The following is a 19,707-nucleotide window of genomic DNA, read 5'->3' as shown; positions in this document are numbered from 1 at the left end:
CCCCCGGAAATGCGGCCATGATCGCGTCCGCGAACCGTTGGGGACCGTTTGCCGGTGACCTGACCGTCACCGAATGCGTCGCTCGACTGCGCTGCCTGCGTGCCATCGTGCACCTTTCGACCGGCCCCCGCGGGCGCGCGCTGGTCGAGATGCTGCATCAGGCTGAGCGCGACCCCGATTTTCTGGAGCCGGCCCTCACCGCCCTCGAACGCCTGGACGCGCTCGACAAGCGGCGGATCTGGGCGAGCTACGCCACCCTCAACCGCCCCCTGCCCTAAGGTCCATCATGTCCGAGAGCGCGCCCTTCATCTTCCCGCACGAGTTCGGCGACCCGATGAGCGGTCGCGAAGAAGGGGCCGCACTCGATCGCGACGCCGCGGTCCTGCCAGAGGAAGGACCAATCGCGGATCTGGTTGTCGTAATCGGCAAAGAACTGTCACGCTGTGTCATCGCAGACTATGCCTCTTGGGAGGCCGCACCGTTCCTTCGACCGTTCGGCGAGCAGGCCTCATGCCTGACTGGGTCAATCCGCGGGATGCGCGCGATCTGCCAGAAGGGCGCAGGGCTGGATGAGCGGCGCGGGGTGTATCGTCGAGATCTGATCGACAAGGCTTGGCATGGGATCAGCGCCGGTGATTACGTGTGGTGCGCCTGATGGCCCGCCCCGACAAGAAGCAGCGCGAGCGGGCCCGGCAACAACGACGTGCCGAGCGGCGCGCATCGCAGAAGGCTACCGGCGGCGGAAGCTCGCGCGGCCGTCAGGAAAGCGCCGCCGATCCGCAGATGGGTGCGAAGGCCGAAACAATCGACGACACGCTGTGCTGGCACTTGGCCCGCACCAAGCCGCTGCTTGGGTCGACGGGACGCAAGGCGCTGGATCAGGCCCTGGCGACGCACGAGGTACGGGCGTTCCGGCCCAGGGCCTCCGAGGTCGTGGTCCGCCGCGGCCGTCGCGTGGTGCGTCACGTACCACTGCTGATCCGCACCCTGATTATCGGGGTTCGTGACGAGGATCACCTGCGTGCGGTGGCGAAGCTGCCCTGGGTCTCGGAGATCGTGTCGACGCCGGAGCCCGACACGACGATGCGGGGTAACATCGAGGGGCTTGTGCTGAAGCCAGCACGCCTCGACCCAAAGGTGCTCCAGCGATTCATCACGGCGCTGGCTGACAACGAGGTGGTGCGCCCGGTCGGCATCGGCGTCTGCGAGGCTGTGCGGGTGATCAACGGCCCGTTCGCCAGCTTCCCCGGGATCGTCGAGGAAATCCTGCCGAACGACCGGATCAAGGTGGCCGTCGCGATCTTCGGTCGCCCCTCGCCGGTTGTGATGGGAATTGCCGACGTCGCGAAGGCGTAGTATATCCCGCGCTGTCACGGGTAGTGTTGCCGCTTACCTCCGCCTTAGAGCGTCGATGTTGAGCCGCATCGGAGAAGCCGAGCCCCGCTTTTCCACAAGTGCCGCGCAAGCAACTGACCGTGCACCGCCGGTGCACGATCCGACACTTTCCACAGCGATCCTGACTTTCGGATGCCGCCATGCCGGTCAAATTCGACATGAGCGGGCTTCGAGGCGGCGGCTGCGGGAGACGCGGTAGGCGCTCACGTTCCGAGCATGTCGTAGAGTTCGGCGGCGATCTCTGCGATGCTCTTCGTCCCTGTGTTCAGCGCGACCTTGTCGGCCAGCGTAGGGCTGTAGGCCGCGACCTCGTCCTTCGACACCTTGTGCCAGATCGGCAGGATGCGGGATGCGCCGCTCGTCTCCAGAGCAACGAGGCCGTCGAGTTCGCGGGCCGGCCATTCCTTCTTAAAGAAGTGCTCGGACAGCACGACCACGCCGAACCGTGACCGCGCAAGCCCCTCGTCGATCTTGCGGCGCAGGCTGTCTCCGACCCGGAGGGTTGCCTCGTCGTAGAAGATGTTGGCGCCCCGGTCGGTCAGTTCCTGCGCCAGCGCCCGCACGAAGCTCGCCTTGTCCTCGCTCGCGTGTGAGATGAAGAAATCGTAGGACGGCGGGGGAGCGGCCGCGGCCGTGGGCGCGCTCGGCCAAGCCGACATAGGTGACAGGGCGGCGCTGGCAGCAAGGCTGGAGCGCACGCGGCGATCGTGATCCTCGCGTTCCTTGATTAGGCGCTTCTGTTCGTCGGCCATCTTCTTCTGTGCGTCGAAGGCCTTTTTCTGTGTGGCCTGATCTTCTTTGAGTTGACGCTCTGAGTAGTTGCGTAGATCTTTGTTCTTTGACGCAAGCTTTGATGCGATATCGGACCGCTTCTTGCGCACGTTGGCTAAGTCCTTTGCCGCGCGTTCGGCGTCCCGGAACTTCGACGCGACGGTGTTCGGGCTCTTGCTCTTGCTCGCATCCTCCATGGCGCGGTGCTGTTTGGCCATCAGGTCGGCCTCTTTGCTGGCCTCGTTCGCGTCGTCGCGCATCAGGGTAGCGATGTCGCGTTCCAGCGAAGAGATGTTCGACGCGTATGAAACCATCCACTTCCGCTCCCGGCGTCGCCGTGCTGACCATCCCGATTGCGGGCTTGGCGCGGGCACTATTCTCGTTGCCGCAAGGCTACACCATTCTCGGCTCGCGTGAGAGTGAGTGTGACGGTGAAGTGAGGTTGTACGTATCATCAATGGACATCGGAGCCGAACCCCCGGTCCTGACACTGAGGTGCTCGGATGTCGGTTCAACTCGCATTGTGCGGGTAGTGCCGAACCAACCCTGATGCCCTGTCGCTGTGCACAACGGCGCACCGTCATAGGAAGCGCCATCCGCTCCACCCTGCGGGGTGTGCCCGGCGCCATCGCACCCGCCGTCCGCATGGTGACCCGCACCACCGTGGAGGACGTCGAGGCCATGGCCAGGCGGATGGTGACCGGTCGTCGGAAACTGGGATCTGGCATGCCAGTCGGCCGCGACCACCCCGATTCGTGACATTTGCGCAACAGTGGGGGGACCCTGCCACCTCGACGGGGCTACGGGCTGTAGAGGCGCGGCCCCTTCCTAGCGCTGAGGGTCGAAAACCCGTGAACGGTGAACGGTGAACGCCCCAAGTGAACGCCCTTCCGCACTGACCCAGGCCGAGTTCGCCCGGCACCGCGGCGTCTCGAAGGCTGTCGTGACCAAGTGGAAGGGCCAGGGCTTGCTGGTGCTGACCGCCGCCGGCCTCGTGGACGTCGAGGCCACCGAGTGGAAACTCGACCAGCGACCGACGAGTTACCGGGGCGGCACGACGCATCGCCCGGTCCGAGCGGTTCCGAAGGACGAGCCGGACCCGCGTGAACGTCCGGAGCAGAAACCGGAGCCGGCGGTCAAACCCGCGCCTCCCGAGCCCCGCCCAGCCGACCTGGATGCCGAGGCGGACAGCTACGATCCAGACGCCCAGGACCTGCCGCTCAACGAGGCGGTGCGGCGCAAAGAGAACTACCTCGGGCTGTTCCGGCGGCAGGAGGTCCTGAAAAACGATCGCCGCCTCGTCGACCGCGCCGCGGCCGAGGCGCTGTTTTTCGATACCGCCCGCGAACTGCGGGACGCGTGGATGTCCTGGCCGGCCCGGGTCGCGATCGAGATGGCCGACGAGCTAAAGGTCGATGCGCGGACGTTGACAACGATCCTGACCGCCCATGTCCGCAAGCACATCGCCGAACTCGGCGAGCCCGAGCCAGACGCCAGCATCAGCTGACACCGCCAGTCTCGCCGCGGCGTGGCGGCGTGGGATGACTCCGCCGCCCGACCTGAACGTGGTTCAGTGGGCGGAGCGGTATCGGCGGCTCAGCCGCGAGTCCTCGAACGGTGGGCGCTTCGTCGTCTCCCGCGTCGAGGTAGCCCGCGGCCCGATGCTGTGGGCGACCGAGCCGGGCGTGCGCACCATCACGCTGATGGCGTGCACCCAGCTGCTGAAAACGACCGTGATCGAGAACATCCTCGGCCGGTTCATCCACCTGGACCCGTGCCCGATCCTGGCGCTGTTTCCGAAGGACGACGCGGCTGAGACGTTCTCGAAGGATCGGCTCGCGCCGATGATCCGCGACACCAAGGTACTGCGCGATCTGTTCGGCGACGCCAAGGCTACCGATGCGGGGGCCACCCTCGGGCACAAGCAGTTCGCCGGAGGGCACATCACCATGGTCGGGGGCAACAGCCCGACCAACCTCGCCATGCGGCCGATCCGGTTGCTGATGGCCGACGAGATCGACAAGCTCCCGGCGTCGGCCGGTAGCGAGGGCCCACCGATCGACCTCGCCGTAGAGCGGCAGGCCGAGTTCGAGGCGAACGCCCTCACCGTGCTGGCCTGCTCGCCGACCATCGCCGGGCGCAGCGCGATCGAGACGAGCTACGAGGAAAGCGACCAGCGCCGCGCCTACGTCTACTGTCCGCATCCGGGCTGTGGCACATGGCAGTCGTTGGAGTGGGACCGGGTCAAGTTCGACAAGGATCCGCAGGACCGGATTTTGCTCGAGACGGCCCGGTACGAGTGCATCTCGTGCGAGCAACCCTGGACCGAGGCCCACCGCCTCGTGGCGCTGCGCAAGGTCGAGTGGCGGCAGACCCGGCCGTTCACCTGCTGTGGCGAGCACCAGACTCCGGAGCGCTGGGGAGATGAGGCGCACGGGGTGCGGCGCGCTCTGTGCGCGCACTGCGGCACAGAGGCGGTCTCGAACGAGCATGCCGGCGGCGTGGCCTCGAAGCTCTACGCGCCGAAGCAGACGATCACGAAGACGGTGGCCAAGTTCGCGCGGGCGCTGCGCCGGGGGCCCGGGGCCTTGCTCACGTTCTTCAACACCCAGCTGGCCCGCACCTGGAAGGAAGGCGCGGACACCCCGGAATGGCAGGACGTTTACGCCCGTCGCGACAGCTATCTGACCGGGACGGTTTCGCGCGGCGCCCTGATTCTATTCGGTGGCGTCGACATCCAGAAGGATCGCATCGAGGTCAGCGTCTGGGGCTTCGGCCGCAACCGCGAGCGCTGGCTGGTCGAGCATCGGGTTCTGCCGGGCGATACCGGGCGGGCGCCAGTCTGGGCCGATCTCGCGGCCATGTTCGATGAGAGTTGGGCGCACGAGAACGGCGTCGACATGGCGGTACGGGACTGGGGCATCGACTCTGGCGCCTTCACCGCGGAGGTCTATGCCTTCGTCCGATCGCAGGCCGGCCGCGGCAACGTCCATGCGGTCGACGGCTCCGATAGCTATGCGGGCGCTTTTCTCGGCGTCGGTGCGAAGGATGCAAACGCGGCGGGCAAGAAGCTACAGCGCGGCTTGAAGACTATCCGCATCGGCGTCTCGTTCGCCAAGCAAGAGCTAATGGGGTGCCTCGCCCTTCAGCGCCCCGCAGCGGACCAGGATTTTCCGGCAGGCTTCGTCCATCTTCCACGGGATGTGACCGAAGATGGGGTCAAGCAGCTCACCGCCGAGGAACTGGTGGTCAGCACGAACCGCGGCCGCACCCGGCGCGAGTGGGTCCCGATCGGCGGCCGCCGCAACGAGTGGTTGGACTGCGCAAACTACGCCCGCGGCCTCGCTGCCATGCGCGGCTGGGATCGGTGGCGCGAGGTGCACTGGCGCGATCTGGAGGCGCTGCTCGGCATTGAGCGGCACCAGGCGTCCGAGGCCAGCGTGCCGCCCGTGGTCGCCGCCAACACCCGGGCGGCGCGGGATCAGCAGCGGCGCTCCGTCCGACGTAGCCGTGTCGCGAACCGTCGGTGAGGCGCAGATGTACGACAACCGCCCGACGATACTCGCCGACCTACGCGTCAAGCTCGGCTCTCTCGATGGCGCCATGGCGAGCGGTGTCCTCACCCTGGAAGATGCCGACACCGGCCGGATCACCTACCGGACCTATGCGGAGATGCGGCAGGCACGCGCCGATCTGCTGACGCGCATCCGCGATCTAGAGTTGGATCTGAGTCCCGCTGTTCCGCGTCGGACGCGGCAGGTCGTGCTGACTGGGCGCAGCGGGTGGTAACTCCGCGATCGTCCCACGGCGCCCGCTTCCGTGTGAAGGGCACCGCACAGTACGTCGAGCCTGTCGCGCTCGACCTCGACGGTGGCTTCGGCCCGGGCGAGGCTCCCGCCTACGACATCGCCAATGGGCGCGGTCGCCGGTCTCGCACGTGGCGGGTTGGCAGTTACGGTCCGAATACCGCGATCGTCTACGCGCTGGATGAACTACGCCGGAAGAGCCGCGACCAGGCGCGGCGTAACGCCTACGCCGGATCTGCGGTCGACCGCCTGACGTCAAACATGGTCGGTACCGGAATCGTGCCGCGCAGCATGGCCGGCCGACCGGTCGAGGGCCTGTCGCAAAAAGCCGCCGAGCGAACCAAGCGGGAAGATGCGGCGTTCCGGGCGAAGGTCCAGGCACTGTGGCTGGACTGGACTGATCAGGCCGACAGCGTCGGCGCCCACGATTTCTACGGTCTCCAGGCGCTGGCCGTTCGCGGCATGGTCGAGGGCGGCGAGACCTTCACGCGGCTGCGGACTCGCCTTCCGTCGGATGGCCTGTCGGTCCCGCTGCAGCTGCAAGTTCTTGAGGGGGAGCACTGCCCCCACCTCAAGACCGACGCAACCGCGCGGATCCGTCAGGGCATCCAGTACGACGGCAAGGGCAAGCGGACCGGGTTCTGGCTCTATCGTGAACACCCGGGCGACCTGCTCCTGAACGTCGACGCGTTCGAGCTGGCGCTCGTGCCAGCCACGGACGTGTGCCACCTCTACCGGGCGCAGCGGCCGAGCCAGGACCGGGGCGAACCCTGGCTAGCCCGAGCCCTTCGGACGCTCTACGACCTCGACGGCTACCTCGACGCCGAGCTGGTGCGGAAGAAGAACGCTGCTCGCCTCGTCGGCTTCATCCGGCGGAAGCTGGAAGAGGGCGATGGCCTGCCGGGAGGTGGCCCGCTGGGTTCCGATCCCCCCGACGACGACGGCGCGGCGACGGTGGAGTTCGAGCCGGGCACCCTTCAGGTGCTCGCCGACGGCGAGGATGTCACCTTCCTCACGCCCCCGGATGTCGGACCGAACTTCGAGGTGTTCGTCCGCGAATCCAAGCGGCAGGTCGCGGCGGCGCTGGGGCTGCTCTACGAGCTCCTGAGCGGCGACTACAGCCAGCTCAATGACCGGACGCTGCGCGCGGCGCTCAACGATTTTCGCCGCGGCGTCGAGGGCTGGCAGCACCACCTGATCGTGTTTCAGTTCTGCCGGCCGGTCTGGCAGCGGTGGTTCGACCTTGCGCTGCTTTCCGGTGCATTGGAGCTGCCCCGCGGTATGACGCGGGCCCAGGCGGCGGCGGTCAAATGGATCCCGCAGGCGTGGCCGTACATCCACCCTGTGCAGGACGTGCAGGGCAAGGCCATGGAAGTCCAGGCGGGCTTCTCGTCACGGACCCAGAAAGTGGCCGAGGGCGGCTACGACGCCGAAGTCATCGACGCCGAGAACAAGGCCGACAACGACCGGGCCGACGATCTGGGTCTCTCGTACACGAGCGACGGCAGGCGGGCGACTAAGCTCGATGAGCTGCCCGATGAACCGCCGGCCGAGCCTGTACCCCAGGCTGCCGAATAGTCTCAGCCCTAATAGGAGCTGCTATGACCGTACTGGTCAGCGGGAACGAGATCGTGCTCTCGGGCACGGTCGGCGATCTCTATTGGGACGAATGCTTCACTTCGTCCGACGTCATCCTCGCTCTCGCCCAGGTCGGGCGCGGCCAGGATGTCACGATCCGTCTCAATAGCGGCGGGGGTATAGCTTTCGAAGGCGCTGCAATCCACGCGGCGATCGCAGCGCACCAGGGCCGTAAGGTCATCGTCGTTGAAGGCATCGCAGCTTCGGCCGCCTCCGTAATCGCCATGGCGGGCGACGAGGTGGTGATGTCCCCTGGTGCCCTGATGATGGTCCACGATCCGTCGGGCTTCACCTTCGGGACTGTCGACGACCACGAGAAGCAGATCACCGCCCTGACGGCGCTCGCGAACGCCATGGCTGGGATCTACGCCGAGAAGACCGGCAAGGCCCTGGACGCCATCCGCAGCGACATGCGGGCCGAGATCTGGATGACGCCCGAGGAAGCCGTCGCTGGCGGCTACGCCGACCGCGTGCTGACCCGCACGCCCGCCCAGGGGGCTGAGCCCCAGCCGACGGCCTTCGACTACCGCCTCTTCGAACACCCGCCGGAGCGCCTCGTCGCTTTGTCGGACCGGCGCGCGTGGAGCAATCGCGCGCGTCCCACCGCGGCCACGCCGGCCGTCCCTCAGCGCCACGTGGAGACTCCCATGGCCAACGAACCGGCGGCACCCCAGGCCGCCACTCCGCCCAATCCCACCGCCGCTCTTGCGGCCATCGTTGATGGTCCGACGGTCAACGCCACGACCCTGTCGCGTTCGGACGCCTCCGAGATTGCGAAGCTGTGTGTCGATGGCGGTGTGCCGACCATGGCCGCCACTCTGCTCGCAGAGGGCGTAACCGTCGCCCAAGCCAAGGAACGCGTCGGCGCGGCCGGTGAGGTCCGAAACCTCGTCGCGCTTGCGCGCCGCAAGGACCCGACGCTCCCGGCCGACCTCGACGCGACCATGCTCGCCGAGGGCAAGACCGTCGAGCAGGCGCGCGCTGCACTCTTCGACAAGCTCGTGGCGGCCGAGGAGAAAACTTCGATCGCGTCGCACGCGCCTCCCGCCGCCGATGGCCCGACCGCCGGCATCTCCGCAGCCCAGTCGTCGATGCAGCGCACGCTCAAGCGCGCCGGCCTTTCCAAGGACGCCTGATCATGTCCCTGCTCGTCACCGCTCCCGTCGCCTCCGACTGGCTCAAGTCCGAGGCGGACTCCTATCGCTCGCGCAGCACCGCGATCATCGCGTCAGGCGCCGGCAAGCTGCTCAGCGGCCAGGTCCTCGGCAAGCTCACGGCCACAGGCAAATTCACGCCGAACGCCGCGACCGGGTCCGATGGTTCCCAGACCGCCGCCGCCATCCTGGTCTTCCCCGTCGACGCGACCAGCGCCGACGTTTCCGCCGTGGTCGTCGATTGCGACGCGGTCGTGAGCCACGCCGGCCTGACCTACGGGCCTACCGTCACCGATGCGACCAAGCGAGCGGCTGCCGATGCGCAGCTTGCCACGATGGGCATCAAGGTCCGTCAGGGAGCCTGATCCAATGCCGACGATCATCGACATCTTCAACCAGGACGCCTTTTCGGCGGCCGCGCTGACGCAGGGCATCTATCAGGTGCCCAACATGTACGGGCGCATCAAGCAGCTCGGCCTGTTCAGGCCCGAGCCGATCGCGACCCGTGGTGGCGTCGTCGTTATCGAGAACGGCGTGCTGAACCTCCTGCCGACGCGGTCGGTCGGCGCTCCGGCCTCGCTCGGCACTCGTGGCAAGCAGAAGCCGATCCCGTTCTACGTGCTGCACATCCCCCACGACGACGCCGTCCTCGCGTCCGATGTGCAGAACATGCTGGCGCTCGGGATCATCAACGGCGGTGGCCTCGCCAGCAACATCGGTCTTGAGACGGTTCAAGGCTTCATGGACCGCAAGCTGATCACGATGCGCCAGAAGCACGCGATCACCCTGGAGAATCTTCGGGTCGGTGCGATCAAGGGGCGGATCCTCGATTATGACGGGTCGTTGCTCCTCGACCTGTTCGCGACGTTCGGCGTGACCGAGCAGGTCTTCGATTTCAAGTTCGGCACCACAGGTGCCGGCGCGGTCGATGCCGTCACCATGTGTCAGGCCGTCACGGGCTACATGGAGGATAATCTCCTCGGTGAGACGATGACGGGAGTCCAGGCCTTGTGCTCGCCGGAATTTTTCCGAGGGCTTGTCTCCAATCCCGGCGTTCGCGACGCCTACAAGTTCTATCAGGCCGGGCTGCAGCCCCTGCGCGACGATGTCCGCAAGGGCTTCCGGTTCGGCGGGATCGAATTCGAGGAGTACCGGGGCGCAGCCTCGTACCTGCAGGAGGACGGTACGCGCACCGCGCCGCAGCGGTTCATCCCCGCCGGCGACGCGCGCTTCTTCCCGATCGGGACGACCGACACCTTCGTCAACTACTGGTGCCCGCCCGACTTCTGGGGCGCGGTCAACCAGGCGCCGGACGCCGCCGACGCCGAAGTCTTCGTGGCTCCGCTGGAGCCGATGGAGTTCGGCAAGGGGATGAAGATCCACACCGAGTCCAACCCCCTGCCGTTCGTGAAGCGCCCTGCGCTTCTCGTGCGCGGCACCACCTCGACCTGACGGAGGCGACGATGCGACTGCGCGAGAAGGGCAAGGACGAGGTCGTGCACCTCGGCTGGGACGAGGCCAAGGATGCGCTGGCGGCGGGCACCCATGAGGTGGCCGACGCCGATGTGTCGGGTAGCGAGACCCAGCGCGAGGACGATGTCGGTACCGAGGACGATGGCCTCGACGACAAGACCCGCGCCGAGTTGGACGCGATCGCCAAGGAGCGCGGGGTCGACGTGTCGAAGGCCGGCAACAAGGCCGAGGTCGTCGCCGCGCTCCGGGCCGCCTGAGCGCGATGCTCGGCTTCGACGAACAATGGTCGGACGCCCTCCAGCGTCTTGACGCATTCTTCGGGGAAGATTTCCGGCTGCAGCCCTATGCGGCCCCCATTGGGGCGAACGGCCGGCCAGACGTGAACGCTCAGCCGGTGCTCGATGACAGTCGGGAGCAGGTCGTGTTCCGGGCCACCTACCGCGACATCGGCTCGACCCAGTACGCAAAGGGCCGGGCCATGGCCGACAACACCACCCGGAAGGTAGCGTCCGAGGGACCGCACCTTCGTCTCACGCCCAGCCCTAATGGTTTTCCCGATCTGCACGCCGGTGATCGTCTCATGCGGCTCAAGACCGGCGAGACTTTCAAGGTCGGTGTGGCGCTGTCGCGGGGCCGGGCCGGGCTCCAGGTTCCGCTGACTCCGATCACCCGATGAGCCTCGAACGCACCGCCTTGCGCCTCGCCGTGATTGAGGCGCTGAACTCGCACCCCGTGATCGACGATCGGTGCCAGGGGCGTATCTACGATTCCCGCATCGGTGACTTCAGCGACAAGGAGCCAGTCCCGGTCATCGTCGTGACGACCGAGGAACTGATCGGCGAGGCGTGGAACGCTCAGAACGGTGGCGCCCCGTTCAACGACAGCTGCGACCTCGTGCTTGAGATCGGCATGGCGCAGTTCGTCCAGGACGATGCCGGCGACTACTACCTCCAGCCAGGCACCGACGGCGAGCTTGAGGCCTCTCTCGACCTGATCGAGCAGTGCGCCGAATGGATCCTGACAGAGGGTAAGACCCATCCGCTGGCGCGCCAGCTCACGCCTGCGGGGCGCCTGCTTCTCAAGGCTGTCACCCGACGCGTCTCGAAGCGGACGTCGTCCCGGTTCTCACCCGACGACGGGGGCGAGCGCCTCGCCATCCACCTCCTGAAGTTCAGCGTCGAGCTCAAGGGCGAGCAGATCGACAGCTATGCGATCCCGCCCGGGCCGTTCGGCATGCTGCCCGACCCGCTGCGGACCGTAGCTGAGGCCATGGTCGAGGGCTCCTCCGGTTATCAAGCGTGCCTGAAACTCGCCCAGCAGATAGCCTTGGCGATCACGCCTCCGACGACCCCGCCATCCCAGCCCGTCATCCTCCCCGATCAGATGCCCGGCACTCTGCCGGCAGTCGGCTCCACCGATTTCTCGCAGGTGCCCTGATGCGCAAGCATGTGAAGCCCGCCGATCCGGCCGCAACGATCCCGGACCCGCTCCGCAAGACCGACTTGCCGCCGGAAGGCCGCGTGGTCGAGTGGTCGGTGCACTGGGCTCGCCTCGCGGCCCGCGAGGACATCGTCGTGTCCGAGGTGGCCGAGGAAGATCTGCCCGAGGCGAAGAACGATGGGCCGGGCGCCGACGCAGCGCCGGCGGAGGGCGCCCAGCAGATCGTTCCGGCCGAGAAGGCCGCCGAGCAGGCGCCCGAGCAGGTCCCCGCCGACGGCACGGTCGCCTCGGTCCCGTTCATGATCACCGCGGCCAACCGCAAGCGTCTGAAGGCGCTCGGCAAGACCGACGACGAGATCGCCAACATGAAGCCCGAGGAGGCGCAAGCCATCCTCGCAGCCGCCGACGGCCCGAGCGCCTGACCGACCCGAAATCCCTCACGGGACCGCCCTGCGGCTCCCCCTCTAGCTGGAGATCCCGCCGATGCCCCAGGGCCCCGTCGCCTTCGAGAACACGCCGGCTGATGTGCTCGTGCCGGCCTTCATGGTCGAGTTCAACGCCGGCCCCCCGGCCTATTCCGGCACCTCGCGTCAGGTCGTGCTCGGCCGCGCCCTGCCGGGATCGCCCGCGGCGCTGCGCGGTCTGCCGATCAACGTCGGCAGCCAGAACCCGAACACCCTGTGCGGCCTCGGCTCGATCGGCGCGGAGCAGGTCCTGTATGCCCGGCAGCAGAACCCGCTCGGTGAGATGCTGTTCGTCGACGCCACCCCGGCCGTCGGCGCCAGCCCCGCGGCCGCGGTCGGCGCGCTCAGCTTCGCCGGCACCGCGACTTCGACCGGCACGGTCACGCGCTATCTCGGCGGCGAGCGCTACGACGTGAACGTGGCGATCGGCGACACCGCCGCGGTCGTGGCGGCCGCGTTCGTCGCGAAGTTCGCTCAGGGCTACACCAAGTTCAACATCCGCATGCTCGCCCCGGTCGGTGCCGCGGTGAAAGCCGGTGGCACGCCCACCGCGACCGACGTCACGTTGACCGCCCGTCACCCCGGCACGGAAACCAACGGCTGGCGCATCGAGACCGGCCTCGACGGCGATGAGGTCGAGGTGCCCGGGATCACCGTCACCATCACCCCGATGGCGAGCGGCACCGGCGACGTCGACATGGCCGCCGTCCTGGCGACGCTCGGCGCCCAGAACGCCGACTGGATCTGCGGGCCGTACTCCTCGACGGCACAGCTCAACGTCGTCCGCGACTTCCTCTCGGACGCCGGATCGGGCCGCTCGGCCCCGCTGGTCGGCCTGCTCGGCCACTACACCACCCACAACCACGGCAACCTGTCGACGCAGACCACATTCGGTCAGACCCGCAACGATCGGCACGTGACGATCGCCGGCATCCACCAGTGGCCCCAGGCTGCATGGTGCATTTCGGCCTCCCTCGGTGGTGAGATCGCGTTCCTGAAGAACCTCGGGCGCTCGCTGGCCGTCGCCGTCGAGATCGCCCGTCCGATGCAGACCCGCGTGCTGCGTGGCCTGCGCCCGCCGAAGGATCCGAACGCGCTGTTCGCCCAGCCGGACCGCGACAGCCTGCTGCGCAACGGCATCTCGACCTTCACGGCGACGGCCGACGGGCAGATGGCCTGCGACCGCATCGTGACGACCTACCGGGTCAACCCGTCAGGCCTGTCCGACCGGACCTGGCTCGACATCGAGGACATCGCGATTGCGGCGTACTCGGCTCGGTACTTCCGGACCAAGATCCAGGGCACCTACCCGCGGTCGGCCCTCATGGAGGACAACCCAGCCAACCTGCAGGGTGTCGTCACGCCGATCGACCTGGAGCAGACCTCGGTCCATGCCGCGACCGACCTGCACCGCGCCGGCATCATCCGCCAACTCGACCTGTTCGTGGCCAACATCCGGATCTTCGCCGACTACGCCAACGACCGGGTGAACTACTACCTGCCGATCACGGCGGCGGCGCAGCTCCGGATCAATGCGGTCAATCAGACCAGCTACCTCGACCAATCCGATCAGGCGATCTGAGGCCCAACGCCTCGATCCCATCTGCTCGCGGCCCGGCCGCTCTCTCCACCCCATCATCTTGAGGAAGGCCGGCCATGGATACCAAGGGCGGACGATACAGCATCCGGATCGGCGGTCAGCGGTTCTCCGGCCGCGGCAAGGCCAGCATCAAGCCGGCGGCCGCCACTCCGAAGGCAGATCCCAATCGTGACGGCTCGGCCTACCGCACAGTTGAGGCGAAGCTGCCGATGATCTCGCTGAGCTTCGACCGCGGCAGCAAGGCGTCGGCGATCCTGTGGGACGACACCATGCTGTTGGCTGACGTCGACGTCACCTTCATCGAAGATGACGCCAACTGGACGCACTACTTCACGTCCGGCTCCTGGGTCGGTGAGCCCGACATCGACACAGACACTGGTGAGGTCACCGGGCTGTCGGTGGCGTCGGACCAGTACCGGGCGGCCTGAGGGGGTCGAATCAGTCCTTCTGTGGTGGCCATACGCTGATAAGCGTTCCGCCGCCGTCACGCCGGAATGCTTGGCAGTCTACCTTCGCGATCTTCGACGTCGCCTCCGCCATCTCCTCCGAATCGGTCAGAGCTGTTTTGTGGCACAGCACTGCCATTCGTCTCACTTCGGCTGCCGGCACTCGCAGCGACGAAGCGGCGGCCGCTGCCACAAGGTCGAAGTAACCAGTGGTCGGATAAGCCCCGTCGAACGAGAGACTGATGTGGCCCGGTCCGACTAGGACGCCGTCCCGACAAGTCATGACGAACTCGTGCGCGATGGGATGCTTCAGAAAAACGTTTTCGCCACTCGGTGAGCGGTGATCGAATCGAGCGCCGGTTGCTTGTACAATCTCCGCCGTCTGCACGTCGCACCCGTCAGCCCGAGCCGCTCCGCAAGCGAGCGTCACCGCCGCTACGACTACCATCAACCGCATGTGAATTTCCCTCCGCCTGAACGTCGGGAAGATAGGCCGCGCCCGGCCAGGAGCCACGATGCCCAACGCGATCGTCGTCCTCGACCAGAGGATCGTGGGCCACAAGGTCCACACCCAGCTGGAATTCCGCGAGCCGCGGTGGGACGACTACGTCAATATCGGCGACCCCTACGTCTGGGCGACTTCGCCGGAAGATCCGAACATGGTCAGGCCGGTGCCACTACCCGACCGGGTGCGAGACTATGCCGAGCGCCTCATCGTCGAGGGGCAGCAGGCCGGTGACCCAGCGCTCCTGTCTCAGCTCGGCATGAAGGACACGAAGCGCGTCGAGGGCACGATCTGCGGTTTTTTCCTCGCCGTCGATCCAAGAGTGACCGCTGGCTCGACGGCGTCGCAGAAGCCCTCGTCTTCGACCTCGAATGGGGACCAGACGCCGTCGGACGCCTCACCTTCGGACAAATGATCGACTGGTACTCGCGCGCCGTCGAGCGCGCTGAGCGCAGGAAACGGGAGCGAGAGCGCAACGCGCACCGCTGAGAGGGTCCTGAATGGCTGCCAGAAGCATCGAAGCCCGCCTCGTCATTTCCGGTGAGGACAAGGGTGCCAGCGCCTCGATTGCCAGTGTGGTGAAAAGCGTCCGGCAGCTGGAGGAGGTCTCGAAGGTCTCGGCGCCATTGCAGCGGATGGCCAAGGACTTCCAGCAGGTCGAGCAGGCCTCGAAGGCGGTGAATGCGGCGATGTCCGCCCGAACCGGCTTCACAGCGGCAGAGGCTGGCCTCAAGGCGACACAGGGCGCCGCTCAGGCTGCCGCGAAGGCGCTGGAACAGGCGAAGGTCGCCCGGGCCGCGTTCGACGGTGTGAAGGCGGCGAAGGGCTCGGACCAGGCCAAGCAAATTGAGGCCGCGACCAAGGCGGTCCAGAACTACACGGCGGCGCAGAACAAGGCCGATGGCGATGTGCGTCGCGCTACGGCCGCGATCGCAGCCCAATCCTCCGCGCTCCAGCACGCCGAGGCATCCGCCGCTAGGTTCGGCGCAGATCTCGGCGACCTGGAGGCTCACCAGCAGCGCCTGCGCTCCACGACCGAGAGCGCCACCGAAGCGATGCGGCACCAGATCCGCGTCGAGGATCAGGCCGCGCGGTCCGTCGCGCATCACGCCAAGGAAGAGGCTGAGTTCGCCCGCCATCGTAAGATGCATGGCCTCGTCGGTGCCGGCGCCGCCGTCGCCAGCGGGGCGGTTGGTATCCATGGTGTTGGGCACATCATCGCTCATGGCGCGCAGGCCGGCGCCGAGGTTCAAAGTGAGCGGGTCAGGTTGGAGGCGATCAACGTTCCCGCCGCCGAGCGCCAGCATATCGAAACGCGGTCACTGGATCTGGCCGCCAAGTACAAGAACGTCACCCAGGCTTCCGTGATGGAGCTCTGGAAGGAGATGCGGTCAGTGATGACCGACCCGCACGAGGTCGATCACGTCATCGACCCCATGGTTCGGGCGAAGTCGATCCTCGACGCGCAGGATAAGACCGGGACAGCCAGCCACGGCCTGAACCTGCTGGTGAAGGGTGCGGAAAGCATCGGCGCAGCCAAGGATCCAGAGCGGTTCAACAAGCTGCTCGACGGCTACATCAAGGCAATGCAGGTGATGGGCAAGACCATCACCCCCGAAGGCATCTATGAGATGCAGAAGTATTCGAAGGCAGCGGGTGCTCGCTGGTCGGATCGCTTCATCATGACGACGGCGCAATCCCTCGGCCAGGAAATGGGCGGGTCGACGGCCGGCAACTCGATCCAGATGGCGCAGAAGCAGATCGTCGGTGGAATGCAGAACTTGCATTTCAAGGCCAAAGAGTTCGCCCGGATTGGGCTCATTGATGAGAAAAACCTGGACTACCTCAAGACGGGTGAGGTGAAGGGCGTTAAGGCAGGCGTAAGGCATGCGGTTAAGGGCGACGACCTTGCCGCTACAGATCTTGATCAATGGGTATACAAGGTCCTCCTCCCCGCGCTTGAAAAGCATGGCGTTAAAGCCGAGGGAGACCAACTTGCCTGGGTCCAAAAGAACTTTACCGGCACTGCCGGTGATGTGGTTTCGAAGCTCATTACTCAGCGCGAGAGCTTTGAAGCGCACGAGCGAATGTATGGTACCTCATCTGGCCTCGCCGGCCAGGCGCACAACCGCGACGACGCGACCGCGGCACTTGGGAGTGTCACGACCAGCCTGGAGACCTTCCTCGGCGTCCTGACCTCGCCGGGCATGCGGGACGCGGCGCACATCCTCGACAGCGTCGCCGGCGGGATCGGAGCGTTCTCGGTCCGCCTGGAGGCTTTCAACAAAGAGCACCCGACAATCGCAAAGGCGGAAGGTCCCGTTGCTGCTGGTGTCGCTGTCGCAGGAGCCGGTCTCGCATCAGCCGCGGTCTATCAGGCGCTTAGCAGTGGTTTCGGCCTCAAGACTTCCGCGGCGGCTCTAGACCATTCAGCTATACTGCTTGACGCGGCCGCGGTTCGTCTCTCCGGCGGCACGGTGCCCGAATCGGTGAAGAGCGTGGCGTCGACTGCGGTTCCAGCACTTGCTGGCTTCGGCCTCGCCGGTATCACGCTCGGTACAAGTGCCGCTGCGGCGTTCTCAGCCTATGCCACGGCACAAGAGATGCCGAAGGTCCTCGCCGAGAAGGGGCCAGCCGCGATCGATCCTGCCACGGGTGGCGCGACCGAAGCGAACCCGATGGAAGGCCTTGCGCCGGACACCCCTTGGATCCGCGATTGGTGGACGAAGACTATGCCGACCTGGGCTGGCGGCAGCGAAGAAGCCGGCAAGAAAGTCGGCGAGACGATGGGCAAAGCCATCGTCGATGCTCCGCTTCCGCCGCGCCGACCGGCCATGCTGGAGGACTTCCAGACGAAGGCGGGCGAGACAGGCGCCGAGGCCGGTAAGACGCTGCTTCAGCGGATCATTGAGGCGGTCGGCACCGGCATCAACGTCCCGATCAACTTCGTGCCGGGCGATGGCTCTGGCGGCGGGGGCGGGTCCGGCATCCAGAACGCCAGCTTCGGCGGCGGGGGCCTCGGTGGCCTGATCCAGCGCGCCAGCCTCGGTGGCGGCGGCGTAGGGAGCGGGATCGGAACGGGTGGCGGCGGTGGGGGTGGCCTTAGCCACGGTGGTGGCGGCGGGTCGCTTCAGTCCATCCCCGCCTCGATCCAAGCGACCGAAGCCGAGCGAAACAAGCTCGGGCTGATCCAGAAGTACGAGTCGGGCGGCCGGAACGTCCCGAACTACATCAACGACCGCCGGCACACGGCACAGGGCTACTACCAGATCACCAACACCAACTGGCGCAACATTGCGCCGAAGCTCGGGATCACGGCGCCCAACGCCATGTCGGCGAGCCACGCCGATCAAGCCCGCGTCGCGCTTTACCTGCTGCGCGGCACCGGCATCGGCAACTGGACGCCGAAGGTTGCACAGGCGCTCCGTCGTGGCGAGCGGGCGCAGTTCGGCGCCGAGAGTGGCCCTGTCGCCAAAAGGGCGCCGGCCGGCGAGCCCCACCTCATCAAGGGCCTCGACGGCAAGGAAGGCCTCGACCTCGGCAACGGCACGATGAAGATGCCGGACGGGTCGATCCGGTCGATCACCCGTACCGGCCTGGAAATCCCGGACGCGCCTTCAGGTGGTCTCGGCGGCGGTACCGGCAGCCGGGCGGACCTCCAAGCGGCAGCCGACCGCATGCACGCGGCGGCCGAGAAGTTCGAGAACGCCGGCTTCCACGGCCAAATCGAGGTCACCGGCCTGCGCCGCAGCGGCCTGCGGGCCACGGCGATCAAGATGCGCGGACGCGGCGGTCTCACCGCCGACATGGGCGTTTCGGAGCCGGGCGCGAAGGAAGACCTGGGCGACTGGGCCTGAGGACGGGGCGGCCATGCTGAATATCACCGCCCAGACCTCCGGCATGGAGGGCATGAAGGCGTTGTCAGCGTTCGGCACGCGCCTTCCGAACGCCCAGGCCAACGTCCTGAACCGGATGCTGACCAAGACCCGCAGCGCCCTCGTGCCGGTGCTGGTTCGTCAGACCGGCCTGTCGCGCCGGATCATCGACAAGGCGGTGCGGACCTATCGGGCTTCGCCGCAGAACCCGAGGATCATGCTGCTGACCCGCGGCGGCGAGGTCTCGTTCCGGTACTTCGGCGCGCACGAGGTGGCGGGCGGCGTCGAGGCGACAGTGCGGGGCAAGGCGGATTTCGTCGAGGGCGGCTTCCGTCGCTCCGGCCCGCGCGGGCGCCGGCAGATGGTCTCGAAGCTCAACGGCCAGGTCTACGTCAACGTCGACGGCAAGCGCTGGCGTGGGAAGATCATGAAGGAGAAATCCGGCGTGTTCATCCCCTACGAGATGGTGAGCGGCCAGACGGCGGCGACCTTCAACCGGATGGTCGAGACCGACCTGATGGTCGAGGTCGAGCGCGACCTGGCCAAGCTGCTGCCGACGGGCGGGGGCGCCTGACCGGTGCGGAACTGGCCGAAGACCATCCCGGGAGCCTCGTTCAAGGGCTTTCCGTTTCAGGTCGAGGACGAAGGCATCGGCGAGTCCGGCCGCCTCGTCGCGGTCCATCCCTACGCCAAGGCCGAGACCCACGGCACCGAAGACATGGGCCGCAAAGCCCGGAGCTACCACGTCACGGCCTACATCGTCGGGGACGACGCGGATGCCGAGGCGATGGCGTTTGTCGAGCGGTGCTCGACCCCCGGCGCCGGCATGCTGGTCCTGCCGGTCACCGATCCGATCATCGTCCACTGCGTCGGATGCTCAACGAACAACCGCAAGACCGAGATGGGCAAAGTCGCCTTCGACCTCAAATTCCTCGAGCAAGGATCCGAGGCCGGCGGCCCGACGCCCATCCCGCTCGGCGACCGCATCGCTCAGGGCGCACTCGACACGCTGGGCGGCGTGGTGGCCGACGCGATCAGCGCCTTCGTCCCCGACGCGCTCGTCGGCTTCCTCCCACCATTCTGAGGGTTCGACATAGCCTCGCCTCCCTCATCCGCCGTCGCCGGCGCTGCTGTCTCCGC

Annotated in this window: 22 protein-coding genes; 20 read left to right on the top strand and 2 right to left on the bottom strand. The window is 66.9% G+C overall.

Annotation, left to right across the window (positions count from 1 at the left end):
* The first annotated feature begins 17 nt into the window (after positions 1 to 17).
* The 3 genes from AC3IF1_RS13125 to nusG are packed head-to-tail and all read left to right on the top strand — an operon-like array spanning position 18 to position 1,356.
* Positions 18 to 278, top strand: a complete 261-nt coding sequence (locus tag AC3IF1_RS13125) for a hypothetical protein (RefSeq protein WP_489217888.1) — start codon at positions 18 to 20, stop codon at positions 276 to 278.
* Positions 279 to 286: 8 nt separating this feature from the next.
* On the top strand, positions 287 to 655 hold the full coding sequence (locus AC3IF1_RS13120) for a hypothetical protein (protein ID WP_489217887.1): 369 nt from the start codon (positions 287 to 289) through the stop codon (positions 653 to 655).
* Positions 655 to 1,356, top strand: coding sequence for a transcription termination/antitermination protein NusG (gene nusG / locus AC3IF1_RS13115; protein WP_489217886.1), 702 nt, complete (start codon positions 655 to 657; stop codon positions 1,354 to 1,356). The genes AC3IF1_RS13120 and nusG overlap by 1 nt, the downstream gene beginning before the upstream one ends.
* A 242-nt stretch (positions 1,357 to 1,598) precedes the next feature.
* On the opposite strand, the gene AC3IF1_RS13110 is transcribed toward nusG, so the two are convergent.
* Positions 1,599 to 2,480 (bottom strand): toll/interleukin-1 receptor domain-containing protein, encoded by an 882-nt coding sequence (locus AC3IF1_RS13110; RefSeq protein WP_489217885.1) that lies wholly within the window; start codon positions 2,478 to 2,480, stop codon positions 1,599 to 1,601.
* Positions 2,481 to 3,133: 653 nt separating this feature from the next.
* Between AC3IF1_RS13110 and AC3IF1_RS13105 the strand changes: the two genes are divergently transcribed.
* The 13 genes from AC3IF1_RS13105 to AC3IF1_RS13045 all read left to right on the top strand — a co-directional run bounded on the left by AC3IF1_RS13105 (position 3,134) and on the right by AC3IF1_RS13045 (position 14,169).
* Positions 3,134 to 3,673, top strand: coding sequence for a hypothetical protein (locus AC3IF1_RS13105; protein WP_489220388.1), 540 nt, complete (start codon positions 3,134 to 3,136; stop codon positions 3,671 to 3,673).
* Positions 3,674 to 3,707: 34 nt separating this feature from the next.
* The gene (locus tag AC3IF1_RS13100; protein ID WP_489217884.1) at positions 3,708 to 5,696 is read left to right on the top strand and encodes a phage terminase large subunit family protein; all 1,989 of its coding nucleotides are present in this window, start codon (positions 3,708 to 3,710) and stop codon (positions 5,694 to 5,696) included.
* A 7-nt stretch (positions 5,697 to 5,703) separates the two neighbouring features.
* Positions 5,704 to 5,955, top strand: coding sequence for a phage head-tail joining protein (locus AC3IF1_RS13095; protein WP_489217883.1), 252 nt, complete (start codon positions 5,704 to 5,706; stop codon positions 5,953 to 5,955).
* A gap of 32 nt (positions 5,956 to 5,987) precedes the next feature.
* On the top strand, positions 5,988 to 7,550 hold the full coding sequence (locus AC3IF1_RS13090) for a phage portal protein (RefSeq protein ID WP_489217882.1): 1,563 nt from the start codon (positions 5,988 to 5,990) through the stop codon (positions 7,548 to 7,550).
* 23 nt (positions 7,551 to 7,573) lie between these two features.
* A complete protein-coding gene (locus tag AC3IF1_RS13085; RefSeq protein ID WP_489217881.1) occupies positions 7,574 to 8,746 on the top strand; it encodes a head maturation protease, ClpP-related in 1,173 nt (390 codons plus the stop codon).
* Positions 8,747 to 8,748: 2 nt separating this feature from the next.
* Entirely contained in the window at positions 8,749 to 9,129 is a 381-nt protein-coding gene (locus tag AC3IF1_RS13080; protein ID WP_489217880.1) for a head decoration protein, read from the top strand.
* Between the two features lie 4 nt (positions 9,130 to 9,133).
* Positions 9,134 to 10,216, top strand: coding sequence for a major capsid protein (locus AC3IF1_RS13075; protein WP_489217879.1), 1,083 nt, complete (start codon positions 9,134 to 9,136; stop codon positions 10,214 to 10,216).
* A gap of 11 nt (positions 10,217 to 10,227) precedes the next feature.
* Positions 10,228 to 10,494: a hypothetical protein gene (locus tag AC3IF1_RS13070; protein ID WP_489217877.1), complete on the top strand. Its 267-nt coding sequence runs from the start codon at positions 10,228 to 10,230 to the stop codon at positions 10,492 to 10,494.
* Positions 10,495 to 10,499: 5 nt separating this feature from the next.
* Positions 10,500 to 10,913 carry a hypothetical protein gene (locus AC3IF1_RS13065; protein ID WP_489217876.1) on the top strand — a complete coding sequence of 138 codons (414 nt, stop codon included), beginning with the start codon at positions 10,500 to 10,502 and terminating at the stop codon, positions 10,911 to 10,913.
* Positions 10,910 to 11,674, top strand: a complete 765-nt coding sequence (locus tag AC3IF1_RS13060) for a hypothetical protein (protein WP_489217875.1) — start codon at positions 10,910 to 10,912, stop codon at positions 11,672 to 11,674. The genes AC3IF1_RS13065 and AC3IF1_RS13060 overlap by 4 nt, the downstream gene beginning before the upstream one ends.
* On the top strand, positions 11,674 to 12,099 hold the full coding sequence (locus tag AC3IF1_RS13055) for a hypothetical protein (protein ID WP_489217873.1): 426 nt from the start codon (positions 11,674 to 11,676) through the stop codon (positions 12,097 to 12,099). Before AC3IF1_RS13060 ends, AC3IF1_RS13055 begins: the two co-directional genes overlap by 1 nt.
* A 61-nt stretch (positions 12,100 to 12,160) precedes the next feature.
* Positions 12,161 to 13,723, top strand: coding sequence for a hypothetical protein (locus AC3IF1_RS13050; protein ID WP_489217872.1), 1,563 nt, complete (start codon positions 12,161 to 12,163; stop codon positions 13,721 to 13,723).
* 74 nt (positions 13,724 to 13,797) lie between these two features.
* Positions 13,798 to 14,169: a phage tail tube protein gene (locus AC3IF1_RS13045; protein WP_489217871.1), complete on the top strand. Its 372-nt coding sequence runs from the start codon at positions 13,798 to 13,800 to the stop codon at positions 14,167 to 14,169.
* A 10-nt stretch (positions 14,170 to 14,179) separates the two neighbouring features.
* Here AC3IF1_RS13045 and AC3IF1_RS13040 read toward each other — a convergent pair whose 3' ends face one another.
* Positions 14,180 to 14,644, bottom strand: a complete 465-nt coding sequence (locus AC3IF1_RS13040) for a hypothetical protein (RefSeq protein ID WP_489217870.1) — start codon at positions 14,642 to 14,644, stop codon at positions 14,180 to 14,182.
* A 58-nt stretch (positions 14,645 to 14,702) separates the two neighbouring features.
* Between AC3IF1_RS13040 and AC3IF1_RS13035 the strand changes: the two genes are divergently transcribed.
* From AC3IF1_RS13035 to AC3IF1_RS13020, 4 genes are all read left to right on the top strand, one after another.
* The gene (locus tag AC3IF1_RS13035) at positions 14,703 to 15,107 is read left to right on the top strand and encodes a hypothetical protein (RefSeq protein ID WP_489217869.1); all 405 of its coding nucleotides are present in this window, start codon (positions 14,703 to 14,705) and stop codon (positions 15,105 to 15,107) included.
* Positions 15,108 to 15,192: 85 nt separating this feature from the next.
* Positions 15,193 to 18,549 (top strand): hypothetical protein, encoded by a 3,357-nt coding sequence (locus AC3IF1_RS13030; protein WP_489217868.1) that lies wholly within the window; start codon positions 15,193 to 15,195, stop codon positions 18,547 to 18,549.
* Between the two features lie 13 nt (positions 18,550 to 18,562).
* Positions 18,563 to 19,141 (top strand): hypothetical protein, encoded by a 579-nt coding sequence (locus AC3IF1_RS13025; protein ID WP_489217867.1) that lies wholly within the window; start codon positions 18,563 to 18,565, stop codon positions 19,139 to 19,141.
* A 3-nt stretch (positions 19,142 to 19,144) separates the two neighbouring features.
* Entirely contained in the window at positions 19,145 to 19,651 is a 507-nt protein-coding gene (locus AC3IF1_RS13020) for a DNA circularization N-terminal domain-containing protein (RefSeq protein WP_489217866.1), read from the top strand.
* The last annotated feature ends 56 nt before the right edge of the window (positions 19,652 to 19,707 follow it).

The organism is Methylobacterium sp. E-012, assembly GCF_057836545.1.
This window is presented reverse-complemented; position numbering and strand designations above follow the sequence as displayed.

What these genes read in the sequence shown, in the direction of transcription:
- AC3IF1_RS13125 (WP_489217888.1), top strand. Translation starts at nt 18, where the DNA reads ATGATCGCGTCCGCGAACCGTTGGGGACCGTTTGCCGGTGACCTGACC.
- AC3IF1_RS13120 (WP_489217887.1), top strand. Translation starts at nt 287, where the DNA reads ATGTCCGAGAGCGCGCCCTTCATCTTCCCGCACGAGTTCGGCGACCCG.
- nusG (WP_489217886.1), top strand. Translation starts at nt 655, where the DNA reads ATGGCCCGCCCCGACAAGAAGCAGCGCGAGCGGGCCCGGCAACAACGA.
- AC3IF1_RS13110 (WP_489217885.1), bottom strand. Translation starts at nt 2,480, where the DNA reads ATGGTTTCATACGCGTCGAACATCTCTTCGCTGGAACGCGACATCGCT.
- AC3IF1_RS13100 (WP_489217884.1), top strand. Translation starts at nt 3,708, where the DNA reads ATGACTCCGCCGCCCGACCTGAACGTGGTTCAGTGGGCGGAGCGGTAT.
- AC3IF1_RS13095 (WP_489217883.1), top strand. Translation starts at nt 5,704, where the DNA reads ATGTACGACAACCGCCCGACGATACTCGCCGACCTACGCGTCAAGCTC.
- AC3IF1_RS13085 (WP_489217881.1), top strand. Translation starts at nt 7,574, where the DNA reads ATGACCGTACTGGTCAGCGGGAACGAGATCGTGCTCTCGGGCACGGTC.
- AC3IF1_RS13080 (WP_489217880.1), top strand. Translation starts at nt 8,749, where the DNA reads ATGTCCCTGCTCGTCACCGCTCCCGTCGCCTCCGACTGGCTCAAGTCC.
- AC3IF1_RS13075 (WP_489217879.1), top strand. Translation starts at nt 9,134, where the DNA reads ATGCCGACGATCATCGACATCTTCAACCAGGACGCCTTTTCGGCGGCC.
- AC3IF1_RS13070 (WP_489217877.1), top strand. Translation starts at nt 10,228, where the DNA reads ATGCGACTGCGCGAGAAGGGCAAGGACGAGGTCGTGCACCTCGGCTGG.
- AC3IF1_RS13065 (WP_489217876.1), top strand. Translation starts at nt 10,500, where the DNA reads ATGCTCGGCTTCGACGAACAATGGTCGGACGCCCTCCAGCGTCTTGAC.
- AC3IF1_RS13060 (WP_489217875.1), top strand. Translation starts at nt 10,910, where the DNA reads ATGAGCCTCGAACGCACCGCCTTGCGCCTCGCCGTGATTGAGGCGCTG.
- AC3IF1_RS13055 (WP_489217873.1), top strand. Translation starts at nt 11,674, where the DNA reads ATGCGCAAGCATGTGAAGCCCGCCGATCCGGCCGCAACGATCCCGGAC.
- AC3IF1_RS13050 (WP_489217872.1), top strand. Translation starts at nt 12,161, where the DNA reads ATGCCCCAGGGCCCCGTCGCCTTCGAGAACACGCCGGCTGATGTGCTC.
- AC3IF1_RS13045 (WP_489217871.1), top strand. Translation starts at nt 13,798, where the DNA reads ATGGATACCAAGGGCGGACGATACAGCATCCGGATCGGCGGTCAGCGG.
- AC3IF1_RS13040 (WP_489217870.1), bottom strand. Translation starts at nt 14,644, where the DNA reads ATGCGGTTGATGGTAGTCGTAGCGGCGGTGACGCTCGCTTGCGGAGCG.
- AC3IF1_RS13035 (WP_489217869.1), top strand. Translation starts at nt 14,703, where the DNA reads ATGCCCAACGCGATCGTCGTCCTCGACCAGAGGATCGTGGGCCACAAG.
- AC3IF1_RS13030 (WP_489217868.1), top strand. Translation starts at nt 15,193, where the DNA reads ATGGCTGCCAGAAGCATCGAAGCCCGCCTCGTCATTTCCGGTGAGGAC.
- AC3IF1_RS13025 (WP_489217867.1), top strand. Translation starts at nt 18,563, where the DNA reads ATGCTGAATATCACCGCCCAGACCTCCGGCATGGAGGGCATGAAGGCG.